Annotated in this window: 17 protein-coding genes and 1 tRNA gene; 15 read left to right on the forward strand and 3 right to left on the reverse strand. The window is 71.5% G+C overall.

Annotated features, from left to right (window positions below; translation table 11 throughout):
* Positions 1-176 precede the first annotated feature (176 nt).
* The 7 genes from ACFWUY_RS01650 (at position 177) to ACFWUY_RS01680 (ending at position 6,835) form a co-directional block, all read left to right on the forward strand.
* Entirely contained in the window at positions 177-1,172 is a 996-nt protein-coding gene (locus ACFWUY_RS01650) for a glycosyltransferase family 2 protein (RefSeq protein ID WP_384100779.1), read from the forward strand.
* Complete coding sequence (locus ACFWUY_RS01655; protein ID WP_384100781.1) at positions 1,172-1,699, forward strand: GtrA family protein; 528 nt, start codon at positions 1,172-1,174, stop codon at positions 1,697-1,699. The genes ACFWUY_RS01650 and ACFWUY_RS01655 overlap by 1 nt, the downstream gene beginning before the upstream one ends.
* A 108-nt stretch (positions 1,700-1,807) precedes the next feature.
* Complete coding sequence (proB, locus tag ACFWUY_RS01660; RefSeq protein WP_384100838.1) at positions 1,808-2,911, forward strand: glutamate 5-kinase; 1,104 nt, start codon at positions 1,808-1,810, stop codon at positions 2,909-2,911.
* Between the two features lie 155 nt (positions 2,912-3,066).
* Positions 3,067-3,588 (forward strand): hypothetical protein, encoded by a 522-nt coding sequence (locus ACFWUY_RS01665; protein WP_384100783.1) that lies wholly within the window; start codon positions 3,067-3,069, stop codon positions 3,586-3,588.
* Positions 3,589-3,693: 105 nt separating this feature from the next.
* Positions 3,694-4,977 (forward strand): glutamate-5-semialdehyde dehydrogenase, encoded by a 1,284-nt coding sequence (locus ACFWUY_RS01670; protein ID WP_384100785.1) that lies wholly within the window; start codon positions 3,694-3,696, stop codon positions 4,975-4,977.
* A gap of 76 nt (positions 4,978-5,053) precedes the next feature.
* Complete coding sequence (locus ACFWUY_RS01675) at positions 5,054-5,614, forward strand: hypothetical protein (RefSeq protein ID WP_384100787.1); 561 nt, start codon at positions 5,054-5,056, stop codon at positions 5,612-5,614.
* 135 nt (positions 5,615-5,749) lie between these two features.
* On the forward strand, positions 5,750-6,835 hold the full coding sequence (locus tag ACFWUY_RS01680; protein ID WP_384100789.1) for a hypothetical protein: 1,086 nt from the start codon (positions 5,750-5,752) through the stop codon (positions 6,833-6,835).
* Here the strand turns inward: ACFWUY_RS01680 and ACFWUY_RS01685 are convergent.
* A complete protein-coding gene (locus tag ACFWUY_RS01685; RefSeq protein ID WP_384100791.1) occupies positions 6,820-7,956 on the reverse strand; it encodes a M48 family metallopeptidase in 1,137 nt (378 codons plus the stop codon). The two genes, ACFWUY_RS01680 and ACFWUY_RS01685, sit on opposite strands and share 16 nt — an antisense overlap.
* A 205-nt stretch (positions 7,957-8,161) precedes the next feature.
* Here ACFWUY_RS01685 and ACFWUY_RS01690 point away from each other — a divergent pair, with 205 nt between their 5' ends.
* The 6 genes from ACFWUY_RS01690 to ACFWUY_RS01715 all read left to right on the forward strand — a co-directional run bounded on the left by ACFWUY_RS01690 (position 8,162) and on the right by ACFWUY_RS01715 (position 12,150).
* Positions 8,162-8,323, forward strand: a complete 162-nt coding sequence (locus ACFWUY_RS01690; RefSeq protein WP_030550482.1) for a hypothetical protein — start codon at positions 8,162-8,164, stop codon at positions 8,321-8,323.
* A 51-nt stretch (positions 8,324-8,374) separates the two neighbouring features.
* Positions 8,375-8,995: a nicotinate-nucleotide adenylyltransferase gene (gene nadD, locus ACFWUY_RS01695; RefSeq protein ID WP_384100795.1), complete on the forward strand. Its 621-nt coding sequence runs from the start codon at positions 8,375-8,377 to the stop codon at positions 8,993-8,995.
* A 19-nt stretch (positions 8,996-9,014) separates the two neighbouring features.
* On the forward strand, positions 9,015-10,781 hold the full coding sequence (locus ACFWUY_RS01700; RefSeq protein WP_384100797.1) for an LCP family protein: 1,767 nt from the start codon (positions 9,015-9,017) through the stop codon (positions 10,779-10,781).
* Between the two features lie 83 nt (positions 10,782-10,864).
* Complete coding sequence (rsfS, locus tag ACFWUY_RS01705; RefSeq protein WP_384100799.1) at positions 10,865-11,332, forward strand: ribosome silencing factor; 468 nt, start codon at positions 10,865-10,867, stop codon at positions 11,330-11,332.
* Positions 11,329-11,982, forward strand: coding sequence for a histidine phosphatase family protein (locus ACFWUY_RS01710; RefSeq protein WP_384100840.1), 654 nt, complete (start codon positions 11,329-11,331; stop codon positions 11,980-11,982). Before rsfS ends, ACFWUY_RS01710 begins: the two co-directional genes overlap by 4 nt.
* 95 nt (positions 11,983-12,077) lie before the next feature.
* Positions 12,078-12,150 (forward strand) — tRNA-Ala (locus ACFWUY_RS01715).
* Positions 12,151-12,153: 3 nt separating this feature from the next.
* On the opposite strand, the gene ACFWUY_RS01720 is transcribed toward ACFWUY_RS01715, so the two are convergent.
* The gene (locus ACFWUY_RS01720; protein ID WP_384100801.1) at positions 12,154-13,110 is read right to left on the reverse strand and encodes a helix-turn-helix transcriptional regulator; all 957 of its coding nucleotides are present in this window, start codon (positions 13,108-13,110) and stop codon (positions 12,154-12,156) included.
* A 101-nt stretch (positions 13,111-13,211) separates the two neighbouring features.
* On the opposite strand from ACFWUY_RS01720, the gene ACFWUY_RS01725 reads away from it, so the two are divergent.
* Together ACFWUY_RS01725 and ACFWUY_RS01730 are read left to right on the forward strand one after the other, a co-directional pair.
* Positions 13,212-14,645, forward strand: coding sequence for an MFS transporter (locus tag ACFWUY_RS01725; protein WP_384100803.1), 1,434 nt, complete (start codon positions 13,212-13,214; stop codon positions 14,643-14,645).
* A 137-nt stretch (positions 14,646-14,782) separates the two neighbouring features.
* A complete protein-coding gene (locus tag ACFWUY_RS01730) occupies positions 14,783-15,016 on the forward strand; it encodes a hypothetical protein (RefSeq protein WP_015033559.1) in 234 nt (77 codons plus the stop codon).
* Here the strand turns inward: ACFWUY_RS01730 and ACFWUY_RS01735 are convergent.
* Positions 14,995-16,215: a glycosyltransferase 87 family protein gene (locus tag ACFWUY_RS01735; protein ID WP_384100805.1), complete on the reverse strand. Its 1,221-nt coding sequence runs from the start codon at positions 16,213-16,215 to the stop codon at positions 14,995-14,997. The two genes, ACFWUY_RS01730 and ACFWUY_RS01735, sit on opposite strands and share 22 nt — an antisense overlap.
* Positions 16,216-16,393: the final 178 nt, after the last annotated feature.

The following is a 16,393-nucleotide window of genomic DNA, read 5'->3' on the forward strand; positions in this document are numbered from 1 at the left end:
CATACCAATATCTTCCCCACATGCTTTGCTGCATGGACGACATGCCGACCGGGGGCGGTCACTCGGGCGACGCCGGTCGGTCACCGCCGCTCCGTACCCTGGCCGCGCTGCTCAAGGAAGTCCGGCGGCGGTCCCCTCAGGACGTACTCTCGCCCATCCCTCTGGAGTGACCGTTCATGACCAGGCTTTCCGTCGTCGTCCCCTGTTACAACGAGGAAGACGTCGTCGAGCGCTTCGACGCGCGAATGCGACAGGTGCTCGACACCCTCCCCGTCGGCTACGAGATCTGCTACGTCGACGACGGCAGCTCCGACGGAACGCTGGACAAGCTCCGGGCGATCGCCGCCCGGCACCCGCACCGCACCCAGTACGCCTCCTTCAGCCGCAACTTCGGCAAGGAGGCCGCCATGCTCGCCGGCCTCCGCAAGTCCACCGGCGACGCCGTGGTCATCATGGACGCCGACCTCCAGCACCCGCCCGAACTCCTCGCGCGCATGCTGGACCTGCACCAGCAGGGCCACGACCAGGTCATGGCGCGGCGGACCCGCGAGGGCGACAAGAAACTCCGTTCCGCGTTCAGCCGTATGTACTACCGGGCCGTCAACCGCTGGGTCGACGTGGAACTCACCGACGGCGTCGGCGACTTCAGGCTGCTCTCCCGCCCCGCCGTGGACGCGCTGCTCTCCCTGCCCGAGTACAACCGCTTCTCCAAGGGCCTCTTCTCCTGGATCGGCTTCGACACCGTCACCTTCGACTACCAGAACGCCGCACGCGAGGGCGGTGAGACGAAGTGGAAGTTCAGCTCCCTGGTCAACTACGGCATGGACGGGCTGATCTCCTTCAACAACCGGCCGCTGCGCATCGCCCTCTGGCTCGGGATGATGCTCACCGGCCTCGCCGCCCTCTACGCCGTCTGGGTGACGGCCAACGCCCTCACCCAGGGCGTCACCGCCCCCGGCTACGTCACCCTGGTGGCGATCATCGTCGGCCTCGGGGGCGTGCAGATGGTGATGCTGGGGCTGATCGGCGAGTACATCGGCCGCATCTACTACGAGACCAAGCGCCGGCCGCACTTCCTCGTGAAGGAGACCCACCGCTCCTTCGGACGCGCGGCCGCCGAACGCGCCGCCGCCGAGCGGATCCGCGTCGTGGCCACCGAGGGGGAGCGCTGATGGGGACGGGCCCCGGCGCGAAGCCCGGTGCCGAGCCCGACGAGAAGTCCGGCGCGAAGTCCGGTGCCCGGTCCGGCGTCACGCGGCGCGGGCGGCTCGCCGAGATATTCCGCTTCGCCCTGGTCGGCGGCGTCAACACCGGCACCTTCTTCGGGTGTTACCTGCTGCTCCACCCCTGGATGCCGTACTTCGCCGCGTACTCCCTCGCCTTCCTCCTCAGCATGATCGGCTCCTTCTTCCTCAACACGTACTTCACCTACCGCACCCGGCCCACCTGGAAGAAGTTCGCCCTCTTCCCCCTCACCAACGTCACCAACTACCTGGTGCAGAGCGTCGGTCTGTACGCGCTCGTCACCTGGGCCGGAATGGACGACAGGATCGCGCCACTCGTCGCGGCCGTCGTCGCCATCCCCTTCACCTACCTGATCTCCCAGCGGATCCTGGTGCCCCGGAGCGCGGGACGGGATTCCTCCGCCTCGGGTCCAGGGAGCGAAACGGACGAGCGGCAGCCCTCCCGGCTCGCGTAGATTGCCTGGCAGCCGCGGCGGGGAGCACGCGTCGCGCGGGACAGCCGAGTGAGGACGACGCAGGTGACGACGCAGGTGACGGGACAGACGGACGTGGCAAGGCAGTACGTGACGGAGGCCCGCAGGATCGTCGTCAAGGTCGGCTCCTCCTCGCTCACCACGGCCTCCGGGGGACTCGACGCCGACCGCGTCGACGCCCTCGTCGACGTCCTCGCCAAGATCCGCAGCGGCGGCGAGAAGGAGATCGTCCTCGTCTCCTCCGGTGCCATCGCGGCGGGCCTCGCACCGCTCGGCCTCACCCGCCGCCCCAAGGACCTCGCCCGTCAGCAGGCCGCCGCCAGCGTCGGCCAGGGGCTCCTCGTCGCCCGGTACACCGCCTCCTTCGCCCGCTACGGCGTCCGTGTCGGACAGGTCCTCCTCACCACCGACGACACCAGCAGGCGGGCCCACTACCGCAACGCCTACCGGACCCTCGACCAGCTGCTCGCGATGGGCGCGTTGCCCGTCGTCAACGAGAACGACACCGTCGCCACGGACGAGATCCGCTTCGGCGACAACGACCGGCTCGCCGCCCTCGTCGCCCATCTCGTCCGCGCCGACCTGCTCGTCCTGCTCTCCGACGTCGACGGTCTCTACGACGGGGACCCGTCCAAGCCCGGCACGTCGCGGATCGCGGAGGTCAGCGGACCCGAGTCCATCGCCCACGTGGAGATCGGCTCGGCCGGCAAGGCGGGCGTCGGCACCGGCGGCATGGTCACCAAGGTCGAGGCCGCCCGGATCGCCGCCGCCGCCGGCATCCCCGTGGTCCTCACCTCCGCGAGCCGCGCCGCCGACGCCCTCACCGGCCGTGACACCGGCACGTACTTCCACCGCACCGGCCGCCGCTCCGCCGACCGGCTCCTCTGGCTCGCCCACGCCTCCACCCCGCAGGGCACCCTCACCCTGGACGACGGAGCCGTACGAGCCGTCGTCGAGGGAAAGAAGTCCCTGCTCGCGGCCGGTGTCGCGGGAGTCGAGGGCGACTTCGTGGCCGGCGACCCCGTGGAGCTCCGCGACACCGAGGGCCGGGCCGTCGCCCGCGGTCTCGTCAACTTCGACGCCAAGGAGCTGCCCCGGATGCTCGGGCGCTCCACCCCCGCGCTCGCCAGGGACCTCGGGCCCGAGTACGAGCGCGAAGTCGTCCACCGCGACGACCTGGTCGTCATCCGCTGACCCTCCCGTCCCTCCCGAAACGGCTGAAAGTGCGGCCATCCGGAAGGGACGTTTACCAAAACCGCCCCACGTGCCGCCTCGGGCTGGTCAACTTTGTCTCGGGGGTAAGAGCAGGGCGGGGTACAGCACCACACGCATCACACAGGAGGCCGCCGGTGAGACGAGCGCGCCCAGGGGCACCGCCCCGAGGGACTGCCGAACGCGCCCTGACCAGTGTCGAGGCCGGAGCCGACTTCGACGAGGCACGGGACAGGTCCACGGACAGGAAGACCGAGACCACCACCGAGACATGTGAGGTTCGCGAGGCGCGTGAGATGCGAGCCAGGGAACAGCCCGTGTCCAAACTCTGGCACATCACCCTCAGCGTGTCGGGTGTGGAGTCGCCGCTGGCGGAGGTGCGACGCGGGCTCGAACAGCTGGCCCACGACCACCCCTTCCTGCTGACCAGCCGGTACGCCAACGACCACGCCGAGATCAGGTACTGGGAGGAGGCCCGCGACCTGCACGACGCCGCGGCCGTCGCCCTGCGCCTGTGGGGCGAGCACCGGCAGACCGCCAAGCTGCCGCCGTGGGAGATCGTCGGACTCGAGGTCATCGACCGCGAGACCTATCACCAGCGGATCGCGGAGGGCTACGGCCCGCCCCCGGCCGCCCCGGTCGGCGTCCACCCGTACTGAGCGGCGGCCGCGCGCCCCGGCGCGTGCGTCTCATGAGCGGGGACGCACGTCTCGGAGTGCGGGATACGTGAGGGATGTCCGCAGGGGTGCCAGTACCCTGCGGGCATGACCTCGCTCACGCCCCTCGACAACCTCTCCCCGGTCACCCGGGCCGCCTATCGGGCTCGTGGCGCCGCCGCCGAAATCGCGCCACTCCCGCGCGCGGCCAAGGACGACGCTCTGCTGGCGATCGCGGACGCCCTCGAAGTCCGCACCGCCGAGATCGTCGAGGCCAACGCCGAGGACATCGCCAAGGCCCGCGAAGCCGGGACCAGCGAGGCGATCATCGACCGGCTCACCCTCACCCCGGAGCGCGTCCGGGCCATCGCCGCGGACGTCCGCGACGTCGCCGCGCTGCCCGACCCCGTCGGCGAGGTCGTCCGCGGTTCCACCCTCCCCAACGGCATCGACCTGCGCCAGGTCCGCGTGCCGCTCGGCGTCGTCGGCATCATCTACGAGGCCCGCCCCAACGTCACCGTCGACGCGGCCGCCCTCTGCCTCAAGTCCGGCAACGCCGTCCTGCTCCGCGGCTCGTCCTCCGCGTACGCCTCCAACACCGCCTTGGTGAAGGTCCTGCGGGACGCCGTCGGCGGCGCCGGGCTGCCCGCCGACGCCGTCCAGCTCGTCCCCGGCGAGTCCCGCGAGTCGGTCCGCGAGCTGATGCGCGCCCGCGGCCTCGTCGACGTCCTCATCCCGCGCGGCGGCGCCTCCCTGATCCGGACGGTCGTCGAGGAGTCCATCGTCCCGGTCATCGAGACCGGCACCGGCAACTGCCACGTCTACGTCGACGCGCAGACCGACCTCGACATGGCCGTCGACATCCTGCTCAACTCCAAGGCCCACCGGGTCAGCGTCTGCAACGCGGCCGAGACCCTCCTCGTCCACCAGGACGTCGCCGAGGCCTTCCTGCCCCGGGCCCTCGACGCCCTCGCGGAGGCCGGCGTCACCGTCCACGCCGACGAGCGGGTCCTCGCCCACGCCGAGGGCTCCAAGGCCACCGTCGTCCCCGCCACGCCCGAGGACTGGGAGACCGAGTACCTCTCGTACGACATCGCCGCCGCCGTCGTCGACTCCCTCGACAAGGCCGTCGAGCACATCCGGACGTGGTCCTCCGGTCACACCGAGGCGATCGTCACCACCTCGCAGGCCGCCGCCCGCCGCTTCACCCAGCTGGTCGACTCCACCACGGTCGCCGTGAACGCCTCCACCCGGTTCACGGACGGCGGAGAGTTCGGCTTCGGCGCCGAGATCGGCATCTCCACCCAGAAGCTGCACGCCCGGGGCCCCATGGGCCTTCCCGAGCTGACCTCGACCAAGTACATCGTCACCGGCGACGGCCACGTGCGGTAATCCCTCCTTTCGGTACGGGCGGGGAGGGTTCGCACTCTCCCTGCCCAAAACCCCCTTCCCGGTCTACTCTGAATCCGTGCCGGACGACGTGGGGGGCAGGCCGTTCCAGGACGGCGGGGACCCCGAGGACTCTGTCGACCGCGGAGGCGCCGACGAGGTCTACGCCGACGTGGTGTTCGACGAGGACTTCGTACGGGCGGCCGCCGTGCACGAGCCGACCGCGGTCGAGCGGCTCCTCGCAGCCGCCCAGGCCCGCGCCGAGGCCGAGGCGGCCCGCGCCCGCGCCGGCGGAGGACCAGCCGATGACGACCCCTACGAGGACCTCCACGACCCCACAGATCCCGTCTACGAGCCCGATGACGTCGGCGACGACGCCAGCCCCTACGGCCGCCACGGCGGCGCCCTGCGGCCCTACCGGGGCAGCCCCCGCTGGCACCGGCCCGTCGCCTGGCTGCTCGCGGTCCTCATGGGGGTCGGCATGGTCGCCCTGGCCTTCAGCGCCGTCTACCGGGGCGCCGCCGCCAACCGCCAGGACCAGGTCCCTCCGCCGGCCACGACCGGTGTCGACACCCCCAAGCCGCATCCGGCCCCACCCGCCGCCCACGCCCCCGCGGCACGGTCGGCGTCCCCCGAATAGCCGCTCGGCGTCCCCGAGCGGCCGAACCCCCGCCCCCGGCTCCACCGGGCACCGGCGCGCCCTACGGCGGAATTCTTCGGAACTTGTCGTGTACCTGGGCGTTTACCGAAGCTCCCGCGGACCTACCCTGAAGGTATGGCAGGGCGTGGCGACCCGCCTGAGGGGACGCCCGAGGGGCTCCCCGGCGGTGAGGACGAATACCGATCCGTCGTCTTCGACGAGGCGTTCGTCCGTGCTGCCCACCTCCAGGAGTTCTCGGCCCAGGAACGGATGGGGGAGCACGCCCAGGCCGTCCGCAGCCGCGCCTCCTCCTGGGAGGGCAGGAGCGGTTCCCACCAGGCCGTCCTGCTGGTCCTGCTGGTCCTCCTCGCCTTCGGCACCGCCATCTACCTGGGTGTCCGCAACCCCTACCAGCCCCCCGTCGACCAGCCGGCCGAGCCGCTGCGGACCACCGTGGTCCCGCTCGCCCCCCGAGGCCCCGTGGTGGGCGGGGTCCCGGCCCGGCTCTTCGACCGCGGCCCCGCCGCCGAGCACCGCACCGGGGCCGCAGGCATCGACCTGCCCGTCACCGGCCGCACCACCCACTTCGCCGAGAGCCAGGTCGTCACCGCCCTCGGCATCGCCAAGGACTACCTGGTGGCCTCCGCCCTGGAACCCGACGTCCTGTCCGGGGCGACCGTCCGGCCCGTGCGCCTGCTGATCGACCCGGACCAGCTGGCACAGTTCGACCGCAGCGCCGAGGCACCGGCCGACGACGGCCGACACGCCCTCGCCGGCTGGCTCGTCCGCTTCGACCCGCGCCAGGTGGCCCTCGCCGACCCCGCCGTCCGGGTCCAGGGCACCCTCCGCTTCGAGGAGACCGGCCCCGACACCCTGGACGTCACCGCGGACCACACGTACACCTACGCCCTCCGCCCGGCCGTCCGGGGGACGGGGCCGGTCGCCGGGGCGTCCCTCTTCACCGTCCACCGCGAGCTGCACTTCCGCTTCGACCGCGAGGACCTGCGCATGCACCGCGCCGAGCTGGTGACCAGCACCGTCGAGGCCGGCCCGCAGGCGTGCGGCGGGGACACCACCGGCTCCCTGAAGCCGCTCCTGGCGGGAGCCCGGGCCCCCGAGACCGGCGGCGGCCCCCCGGTCACCGACCCGTACGCCACGGACCGACCCGCCGCCCCCTCGCTGTGCGGAGCGCTGGCGCCGAGCGCTCAGCCCTCGCTCTGACCGCCACCGGAGCCGCTGCCCGAGCCGCCCTCCGTGCCCTTGTCGCCCCCGGCCGTCGTCCCGCCGTCGTCCGCCGTCTTCGGGCCGGGACCGCCGCTGAACCGGTTGCGCAGCCGCCCACCGAGGTCGCCCGCGAGGTCACCGGCGCCTCCGGCTATGTCCCCGACCAGCTTCATCAGCGGATCCTTGCTGGTCCGCACCGTGTCGGCGTAGTGCCCCGCCGACTCGCGGAAGGAGTCGGTGACCGAGGTGTCCTTGTCCTCCGAGCGCTTCGGGTAGTGACCGTCCATGATCCGCTGGAAGTCCCGGCTCTCCGACCACTTCTTCAGCTCCGCCGCCCGGACGGTGGTGAAGGGGTGCGTCCGCGGCAGCAGGTTGAGGATCTTCAGGACCGAGTCCCGCAGGTCCCCCGCCTTCTCGTACTCGTCGGCCTGGGCGAGGAACGCGTCCACGTTCATCTCGTGGAGGTGGTTGCCGCCGGCGATCTTCATCAGACCGCGCATCGAGGCCCGCACGTCCTGCCCGACGAGCAGCCCGGCCCGGTCGGCGGAGAGCTCCGACTTGCGGAACCACTCGCGCAGCGCCGTCACGATGGCCATGATCGCGACGTTCCCCAGTGGGATCCAGGCGACCTTGAGCGCCAGGTTGGTGAGGAAGAGCAGCACCGTGCGGTACACGGAGTGCCCGGAGAGGGCGTGCCCGACCTCGTGGCCGACGACCGCCCGCATCTCCTCCTCGTCGAGGAGCTCCACCAGACCGGTGGTGACGACGATGATCGGCTCGTCGAGGCCGATGCACATGGCGTTGGGCTTCGGGTCCTGCGTCACGTACATCGGCGGGACCTTCTCCAGGTCCAGGATGTAACAGGCGTCCCGCAGCATCTCGTTGAGATGGTTGAACTGCGCGTCGCTCACCCGGACGGAGTCCGAGAGGAAGAGGAGTCGCAGGCTGCGCTCGGGCAGCAGCCCGCTGAGCGCCTTGAAGACGGTGTCGAAGCCGCTGAGCTTGCGCAGCGCCACCAGCGCCGAGCGATCGGCAGGATGCTCGTAGGCCCGCGAGGAGATGCCGGGGAACCGCCTGCGCTGCCTGCTCGGCACGTTCCCCTGGTCGTTCTCGGTCATGGATGCCCCCTGTTCGTACGAGTCGGTGCTCGTCCCCCTGACGCACCCCACCCTAGGCGTTGGCGCTACCGCGTGCCGGAGCCTGTGGATAACTCGGCCGTCTCCTCGGAGCCAACGCCTGAGTCGGCGTGAGCGTGCCGGAACGGCCCGCATACGATGTGCGCGAAGTCTCCGCTCCCATCCCCGATCGATAGGTCTGTCGAAGATGAGCCTCCACAGCACCGCCGCCAACCTGGTCTCTCTCGCCGAGGGCGCCGAGCACGGCGGCAACCACGAAAGCCTCAGCCCCTACCTCACCGGCTTCGGTGCCTTCGGCGCCCTGATGCTGCTGCTGTGGATCACCACCCGCTTCAACCGCGACCGCTGAACCGGCGACCCTGATCAGGCGTCCGCTGCCGTGCCAGTAGGCTCTGCACGCATGGGAGAGCAGGAAATGCCTACTGGCGGGCGCGGGAAGCGCCGACTCGGCGTGATGGGCGGAACCTTCGACCCGATCCACCACGGACACCTGGTGGCGGCCAGCGAGGTCGCCGCCCTGTTCCACCTGGACGAGGTGGTGTTCGTACCGACCGGGCAGCCGTGGCAGAAGAGCGACAAGACCGTGTCGGCGCCCGAGGACCGCTATCTGATGACGGTCATCGCGACGGCGTCCAACCCGCAGTTCTCGGTCAGCCGCATCGACATCGACCGCGGCGGCGCGACCTACACCATCGACACCCTGAGGGACCTGCGCGCCCTCAACACCGACTCGGACCTCTTCTTCATCACCGGGGCCGACGCGCTGTCGCAGATCCTCACCTGGCGCGACGCCGAGGAGCTCTTCTCGCTCGCGCACTTCATCGGCGTCACCCGGCCCGGCCACGACCTCACCGACGACGGACTGCCCAAGGGCGGCGTCTCGCTGGTCGAGGTTCCCGCGCTCGCCATCTCCTCCACCGACTGCCGGGCGAGGGTCGCGCAGGGGGATCCCGTCTGGTACCTGGTCCCGGACGGCGTGGTGCGCTACATCGACAAGCGCCAGTTGTACCGCGGCGAGTGAGCTCCGGGGAGGGGCACCGGTGAACGATCAGCAGCATCCGTACGACCCGTACTATCCGCAGCCGCAGATCATCGGCTACGACGAGTACGGGCAGCCGGTGTACCAGCAGCCGCAAGCGCCGCAGCAGGCGCAGCCGCCCCAGCAGACGCAGGGGCAGCACTACGACTCGCAGAGCTACGACCCGCAGCAGTACGACCCGTACGGCGGGCAGCAGCAGTCGCAGCAGGGGTACGGCTACGACCCCTACGCCGCCCAGCAGCCGCCGCCGCAGCCCCAGGAACCGCAGTACGACCCGTACGGACAGCAGGGCTACGCCCATCCCTCCCCGTACGACACGGGGCAGCAGTGGGCCACTCAGACCCAGCCGGCCCCCGGCCCCACCTCCACCCCCGGGCCCATGACGCAGGCCGCGCCGGCCGCCCCCGAGGCTCCGGCGGCGCCCGTCGCGGCCCCGGCAGGTGTTCCCGGGCAGCGCCCCGCGTCCGAACGGCCGGCCCCGGCCCGGCCGGCCGACGACGACCGGGAGTACCGCACCGAGCAGTTCTCGTTCATCGAGGAGCCCGACGAGGACTCCGAAGACGTCATCGACTGGCTGAAGTTCACCGAGAGCCGTTCCGAGCGGCGCGAGGAGGCCAGGCGGCGCGGCCGCAACCGGGTCGTCGCGCTCGCCGTCGTGCTCGTCCTCGCGGTCGTGGGAGGCGTCGGCTACCTCTGGTCCGCGGGCCTCCTCCCGGGAGCGTCCGAGGAGGAGCGGAAGGGGGGGAACACGGCGACCGGCCCCCAGAAGCGCGACACGATCGTCGTCCACCTCCACGACACCAGGAACGGCGGCACCTCCACCGCCCTGCTGGTGGACAACGCGACCACCCGCCAGGGCACCACGGTCCTCATCCCCAACTCCGTCGTCGTCGCCGACGACGAGGGCTCCGCGACCACCCTCGGCAAGTCCGTCGAGGACGACGGGGCGGGCGGCACCCGGGAGGCGATCGACAACCTCCTCGGCACCCGGATCACCGGCACCTGGCGCCTGGACACCCCGTACCTGGAGAACCTCGTCGAGACCGTCAGCGGTATCGAGATCGACACCGACACGGACGTGCCCGACACCAAGAAGGGCGCCGAGCCGCTCGTCAGAAAGGGCGAGAAGCAGACGCTGAGCGGCCGCGCCGCCGTCGCCTACGCCACCTACCGGGCGCCCGGCGAGGCCGAGGCCGAGCAGCTCCAGCGCTTCGGGCAGGTCATGTACGGCGTGCTGCGCAAGATCTCCTCCGACCCCGAGGCCGCCACGGTCACCATCCAGACCCTCCAGCAGATCCTCGACCCCTCGCTCCCCGAGAAGGACCTGGCGGCCTCCCTGGCCAGGCTCGCCGAGCACGCCAAGATCGGCGACCACAAGACGGTCCTGCTCCCGGTCGGCGAGGACGGCGAGCTGACCGAGGACGCCGGCGCCGGTGTGGTGAAGGACATCCTCGGCGGAAAGGTCACCGCGCCCGAGGCGGGCGAGGTGCCCCGCGTCTCGGTGCGGGACGGTTCCGGGAAGGAGGCGACAGAGTCCGCCAAGATCGCTCTGATCAACGGCGGGTACACCTTCGTGGGCGGCGCCGAGACGGCCACGAGGGAGAAGTCGCAGGTCCTCTACGGTGACGACGCCCAGAAGGCGACGGCGGCCGAGGTCGCCACCGCGCTGGGGCTGCCGGCCGGCGCGGTCACCAAGGGCAAGCCCTCCGGCACGGCCGCGGTCACCGTGGTCCTGGGCCGGGACTACGAGGTTCCGGAGGCCCGGTAACGGCGCTCCGGAAAACGTTGGCGGGGCCGTCGGCGGTCCGTGAGACCCTGGAGGGGTACTGGACCGCCGACGAAAGCCTGCATGTGACCGCCACGGATCGCTCCATCGAACTCGTCAACGCCGCCGCTCAGGCGGCCGCCGACCGGCTCGCGCACGACATCATCGCGTACGACGTCAGTGATGTGCTGTCGATCACCGACGCCTTCCTGCTCGCCTCCGCGCCCAACGACCGCCAGGTCAAGTCGATCGTCGACGAGATCGAAGAGCGCCTGAACAAGGACCTCGGCGCCAAGCCGGTCCGCCGCGAGGGCGACCGCGACGCCCGCTGGATCCTCCTGGACTACGTCGACATCGTCGTCCACGTCCAGCACAGCGAGGAGCGGGTCTTCTACGCCCTGGAGCGGCTCTGGAAGGACTGCCCCGAGCTGTCGCTCCCCGAGGATGCGCAGAAGACGCGCGGCAAGGGCGCCGAGCACGCCGAACTGACCGGTGTCGACCTCAACGACCACGCCGCCGGGCTCCCCGACGAAGCGGACGGTGAGCTGCGCTGAGCGCCACCAAGGGCGGCAGAGGCCGCCGCATCGTCCTCTGGCGCCACGGCCAGACCTCCTGGAACCTGGAGCGCCGCTTCCAGGGCTCGACCGACATCGAGCTGACGGAGGCCGGCGTCGCCCAGGCGCGCCGGGCCGCACGGCTGCTCGCCGCGCTGAAGCCGGACGCCATCGTCGCCTCCGACCTGAAGCGGGCGGCGGCCACCGCCGCCGAGCTTGCCGTGCTCACCGGCCACCCCGTCGCCCACGACTCCGCGCTGCGCGAGACGTACGCGGGGGAGTGGCAGGGGCTGACCCATGACGAGATCGTGGCGCGGTACGGCGATCAGTACGCCGCCTGGAAGCGCGGCGAGCCCGTGCGCCGGGGCGGCGGAGAGCTGGAGACCGAGGTGGCCGACCGGGCCGCCCCGGTGGTCCTGGAGCACGCCGACAAGCTGCCCGATGACGGCACGCTCGTCGTGGTGAGCCACGGCGGCACGATCCGCACCACCATCGGCCGGCTCCTGGAGCTGGAGTCGCGGCACTGGGAGAGCCTGGGCGGCCTCTCGAACTGCTGCTGGTCGGTCCTCGGCGAGGGCGCCCGCGGCTGGCGTCTGATGGAGCACAACGCGGGCACGCTGCCCGAGCCGGTCCTCGGCGACGACGACTGAGTCCCGCGACCGGCCTGCCGGACCCGGATTTCACTTTCCGGCAGGTCACAGGCTAAAGTTCTTCTTGTTCGCAGCGCGGAGCGCGAAGAACACGAGGGGCTATAGCTCAGTTGGTAGAGCGCCTGCATGGCATGCAGGAGGTCAGGAGTTCAATTCTCCTTAGCTCCACAATCACCGGATCCCGTCCCCAGCAGGGGGCGGGATTCGTCGTTCCGTCACCTTCCGCTCCGTCGTCCCGCGCAGGGACGCGAGCCCCTCGCGGCTCTCCTCGTCATTGGGCGTATAGGTGACGATCCGGCACTCCGGCATCCCGTTCACGGAGAGGGAGACCGAGGTCAACCGGACCTCGCCGACCCGCTCGTGGCGGAAGGTCTTCACCCGCGTCCCCGGCGGGACCACGTCGCCGCTCCGCCACAGCCGGGCGAACTCCGGACTGGCCTCCGCGAGACGTCGTACGAACTCCTCCCAGGCGGGCTCGCCCACATGACGCCCGTACCCGCCGCGCAACTGGGCCACCATCAGGGGCAGCTCGCGCGTCCGGTCGACCACCGGGCACATGGGGCCGGGCACGCTGAACAGCGTCCACAGCACGTTGCGTATGCCGAACGGGCCCGTGTCCGGGACCTGCCCTCCCTCCCCGGCCTGTCCGCCTTGTGCCCTCTGCTCGTCCGGGAAGAAGAGCCGCTCGTACATGGCGTTGGTCGCGAGCACGTCGTACCGCGCGTTGTAGAGCACCGCCGGGTGCGGATCGAGGGCGTCGAGGATGCCCTGGATCTCCGGGCTGACCACCGCGGTGTCGGCGGCGGCCCGCTCCGGGGCGTACGGCACCTCGGCCAGGTGGTAGAGGTGCTCGCGCTCGGGCCGGTCGAGCCGCAGCGTGCGGGCGACCGCGTCGAGCACCTGAGCCGAGGCGTTGATCGGGCGTCCCTGTTCCAGCCAGGTGTACCAGGTGACGCCGACCCCGGAGAGCTGGGCGACCTCCTCACGGCGCAGCCCAGGCGTACGGCGGCGGAGCCCCGGCGGCATCCCCACGTCCTCCGGGGTCACCCTGGCCCTGCGGCTGCGCAGGAACGCGGCCAGCTCCGGCCGTCGGCGCCGCTGTGTCGGTACTGCCGCCACGATCGTCACACCCCCATGGTCGAGTCCCCGTGCCGCCGCTGCCAGGTGGTGTCAGTACCAGCATCAGCGGGCTCTCGTTACCCGTATTCGACCGGGGTCACGCTCGGCGCATGACCCCGACCACAACACGTCCCGCACCCAGTAAAGACGGTGGCACCGACAAACGCCCCGGGCCGCTGCTCGGCGTGGTGCTCGCCGCCCAGTTCATGGCGCTCCTCGACGTCTTCATCGTCAACGTCGCCGCACCCACGATCCGATCCGAACTCTCCGCGTCCGGAGCCGCGCTGCAGCTCGTCGTCGCCGGATACACCATCGCCTACGCGGTGTTGCTGATCACCGGAGCGCGACTCGGGGATCTGTTCGGACACCGCCGGACGTACCTCGCCGGCCTCGCCCTCTTCACCGCGGCCTCCCTCGCCTGTGGACTCGCGGCGGACACCGGGCAGTTGATCGCCTTCCGGATCGCGCAGGGCGCGGGCTCCGCCCTGATGATCCCGCAGGTGCTCAGCCTCATCCAGCGGCACTTCACCGGCGAGCGCCGGGTCCGGGCACTCAGCGCCTACTCCGCGGTCCTGGCCACCGGAGCCGCCGCGGGGCAGGTCGTCGGCGGCGTCCTGGTGAGCGCCGACCTCTTCGGCACGGGCTGGCGGCCCGTCTTCCTCGTCAACGCCCCGATCGGCGTCGCCCTGCTCGTCCTCGGCGCCCGGGTCCTGCCCCGCGACCCCCGAAAAGGATCCACGCGCGCGCGTGCCCTCGATCTGCCGGGCCTGCTCCTGCTCGCCGCCGCCGTGTCCCTCCTGACCGTCCCCCTGGTCCTCGGCCAGGAACAGGACTGGCCGCTGTGGTCCTGGCTCTCGCTCGGCGGCTCCCTGGCGGTCCTCGCCCTCTTCGGCGCGTACGAGTCGGCGCTCTCCCGGCGCGGCGGCGCACCGCTCATCGCCCCACGGGTCCTGCGGCTCCCCGGCATGGGGCGGGCCGTCCTCTGGATCACCATGGCGATGGGCGTCAACGCCGGATTCCTGTTCACCCTCACCCTGCACCTGCAGGGCGGCCTCGGTCACAGCGCCCTGCGTGCCGGACTCACCTTCGGTCCCGCCGCCGTCGTCTTCGGCACCGTCGGACTGACCTGGCGGCGCCTGCCGGTCCGGCTGCACCGCGCGCTGGTCCCGGGCGGGTTCCTGCTCACCGCCGCGGCGGTCGTCGCCGTGGGTCTGCTGCTCGGGGACGCCGGCACGGGCGGCTGGGCGCTCCACCCGGCCCTGGGCGCGCTCGGCGCCGGAATCTCGCTGGCCTTCAGCCCTGCCCTGACCGGCGCGCTGGCCGCCGTACGGCCGGAGGACGCCGCCGACGCCAGCGGACTGCTCGCCACCGTCACCCAGCTCGGTCAGCTCATCGGGGTCGCCGCCTTCGGCACCCTTTTCCTCGGCGCGGCGGCCGGACCCGGAGCGAGGGAGTCCGCCGACGCGCTGTGGGCGACCGCTCTCGCCCTGGCCGTCGCCGCGATCATCGGCGCGGTGGCCGGACCGTCACGCCGAGCACGCTGACCCCCTTGCGGGGCCATGGCAGAATCGGACGGCCGGAGGGGGACGAGGATCCGGACGGGAGGGTGGCCCAAGTGCTCGGCGACAACGGCGGGGTGTCCTATGGGTGCACGGCCTGCGGCCACAGCTGGAGCTGACTGATGGGTGCACACAGGCGGAAGTGCGACTGGTGCGGCAGCGGCACGCCCATCGTGCGGGACATGGACCCCGTCAACCCGGGGTTCCAGTACTGGTGCGAGGAGTGCGCGCGGGCGCTGATCATAAAAGGCGACCCCATCGAGACGTACCGCGAGCTGGAGGGGGAGCCGATCTACGGCCGGCTCCTCGACGAGCACTGCACCCTCAAGCGGTTCTACTCCTTCGCCACGGCCTGACGCCGCAGCGTCAGCGCGTATCCCACGAGCAGCGCCGTCGCCGTCAGCGGATAGATAGCGGACAGCACCATCTGACCCGCGTTCTGGTCCAGCTCGGGCCGGCCCGGGTCGTGCGGGACCCACCACAGCGCGAACGAGGCGAAGGCCAGGGCCACCGCCCCCGTCACCGGCCACGCGCGCGCGGCGCGGTCCGCGAGCAGGATCAGCAGGGGCACGCACCAGACCCAGTGGTGAGACCAGGAGATCGGGCTGATCATCAGCGCCGTGAACGCGCAGACGACCACCGCCACCGCCTTGTCCCCGCGCAGGGCGGCCCGTACCGCGAGGACCATCGCCACGCCGCCCAGGACCGCCGCGGTCACCGCCCACCACATGCCCGGGTCGTCGGTGTGCATCAGCCGCGCCAGGACCCCGCGGATCGACTGGTTGGCGGTCTCCTCGGCGAAGCCGACCCGGCCCGTCTCGAACAGCGTCTCCGTCCAGAACCGCTTCGAGTCCGCCGGCAGCGCGAGCGCCACGGCCAGCGTCGTTCCCAGGAACACCCCGGTCGCCGTCGCCGCCGTGCGCAGCCACGTGTTCCAGGTCCTGTCCCGGCGCCACAGCAGCAGCCCCGCGACGAGCAGCAGCACCACGAAGAGACCCGGTGTGAGCTTCACCGCGGTCGCCAGGCCGATGCCGAGGCCGGCCCAGCGGCTGCCCGACCGGCGGGTGAGGTCCCAGAGCACCGCCACCGCTATGAGCAGGTTGATCTGGCCGTACCGAAGGGTCGTCCAGACCGGTTCGCACCAGACCACGACCGCGGCGACCCACAGTGCCGTACGCCACAGGTCCGTACGGGACAGTGACGGGCGGACCAGCTGGAGCGACAGCTGGACCAGGGCGACGACCAGGAGCAGGTTCCCCGCCGTGGTGAGCGTCCGCATCAGCGGTACGTCCACCAGCGTCAGCGGGACGAACAGCAGGGCCGCGAAGGGCGGATAGGTCATGCCGAGGTTCGCCGAGGTGGCGCGCATCGCGTACAGGTCGCCGCCGGCCCGGACCGTCTCGCCCTCGGCCCGGTAGACCATCACGTCGAGCATGTTCACGTGGGCGAGGCGTTGCGCCACCCAGAAGGCCGCGAACGAGAGCAGGCAGACCGCCGCGGCGGTGACCAGGGGCCACGGCCGGGCGCGGGTTTTGGAGAGCACGGAGACGGACACAGTCGGCGACCCTACCCGGCAGGTCGGAGGGGGTCGGAGAATCGATTTGGAGTTCTGCCGGGGAGCCGGTTAATGTTCTGTCTGTCGCCGCGAGGGAAACCGAAACGGAGGCGGAAACAAGCAAGGGGCTATAGCTCAGTTGGTAGAGCGCCTGCATGGCATGCAGGAGGTCAGGAGT

This window comes from Streptomyces sp. NPDC058664, assembly GCF_042716635.1.
In the GTDB taxonomy this organism is placed as follows: Bacteria; Actinomycetota; Actinomycetes; order Streptomycetales; family Streptomycetaceae; genus Streptomyces.

Bases quoted from the DNA above. Each gene is read 5' to 3' on its own strand.
- ACFWUY_RS01650 (WP_384100779.1), top strand. From the start codon at position 177: ATGACCAGGCTTTCCGTCGTCGTCCCCTGTTACAACGAGGAAGACGTC.
- ACFWUY_RS01655 (WP_384100781.1), top strand. From the start codon at position 1,172: ATGGGGACGGGCCCCGGCGCGAAGCCCGGTGCCGAGCCCGACGAGAAG.
- ACFWUY_RS01670 (WP_384100785.1), top strand. From the start codon at position 3,694: ATGACCTCGCTCACGCCCCTCGACAACCTCTCCCCGGTCACCCGGGCC.
- ACFWUY_RS01680 (WP_384100789.1), top strand. From the start codon at position 5,750: ATGGCAGGGCGTGGCGACCCGCCTGAGGGGACGCCCGAGGGGCTCCCC.
- ACFWUY_RS01685 (WP_384100791.1), bottom strand. From the start codon at position 7,956: ATGACCGAGAACGACCAGGGGAACGTGCCGAGCAGGCAGCGCAGGCGG.
- ACFWUY_RS01690 (WP_030550482.1), top strand. From the start codon at position 8,162: ATGAGCCTCCACAGCACCGCCGCCAACCTGGTCTCTCTCGCCGAGGGC.
- nadD (WP_384100795.1), top strand. From the start codon at position 8,375: ATGGGAGAGCAGGAAATGCCTACTGGCGGGCGCGGGAAGCGCCGACTC.
- ACFWUY_RS01725 (WP_384100803.1), top strand. From the start codon at position 13,212: ATGACCCCGACCACAACACGTCCCGCACCCAGTAAAGACGGTGGCACC.
- ACFWUY_RS01730 (WP_015033559.1), top strand. From the start codon at position 14,783: ATGGGTGCACACAGGCGGAAGTGCGACTGGTGCGGCAGCGGCACGCCC.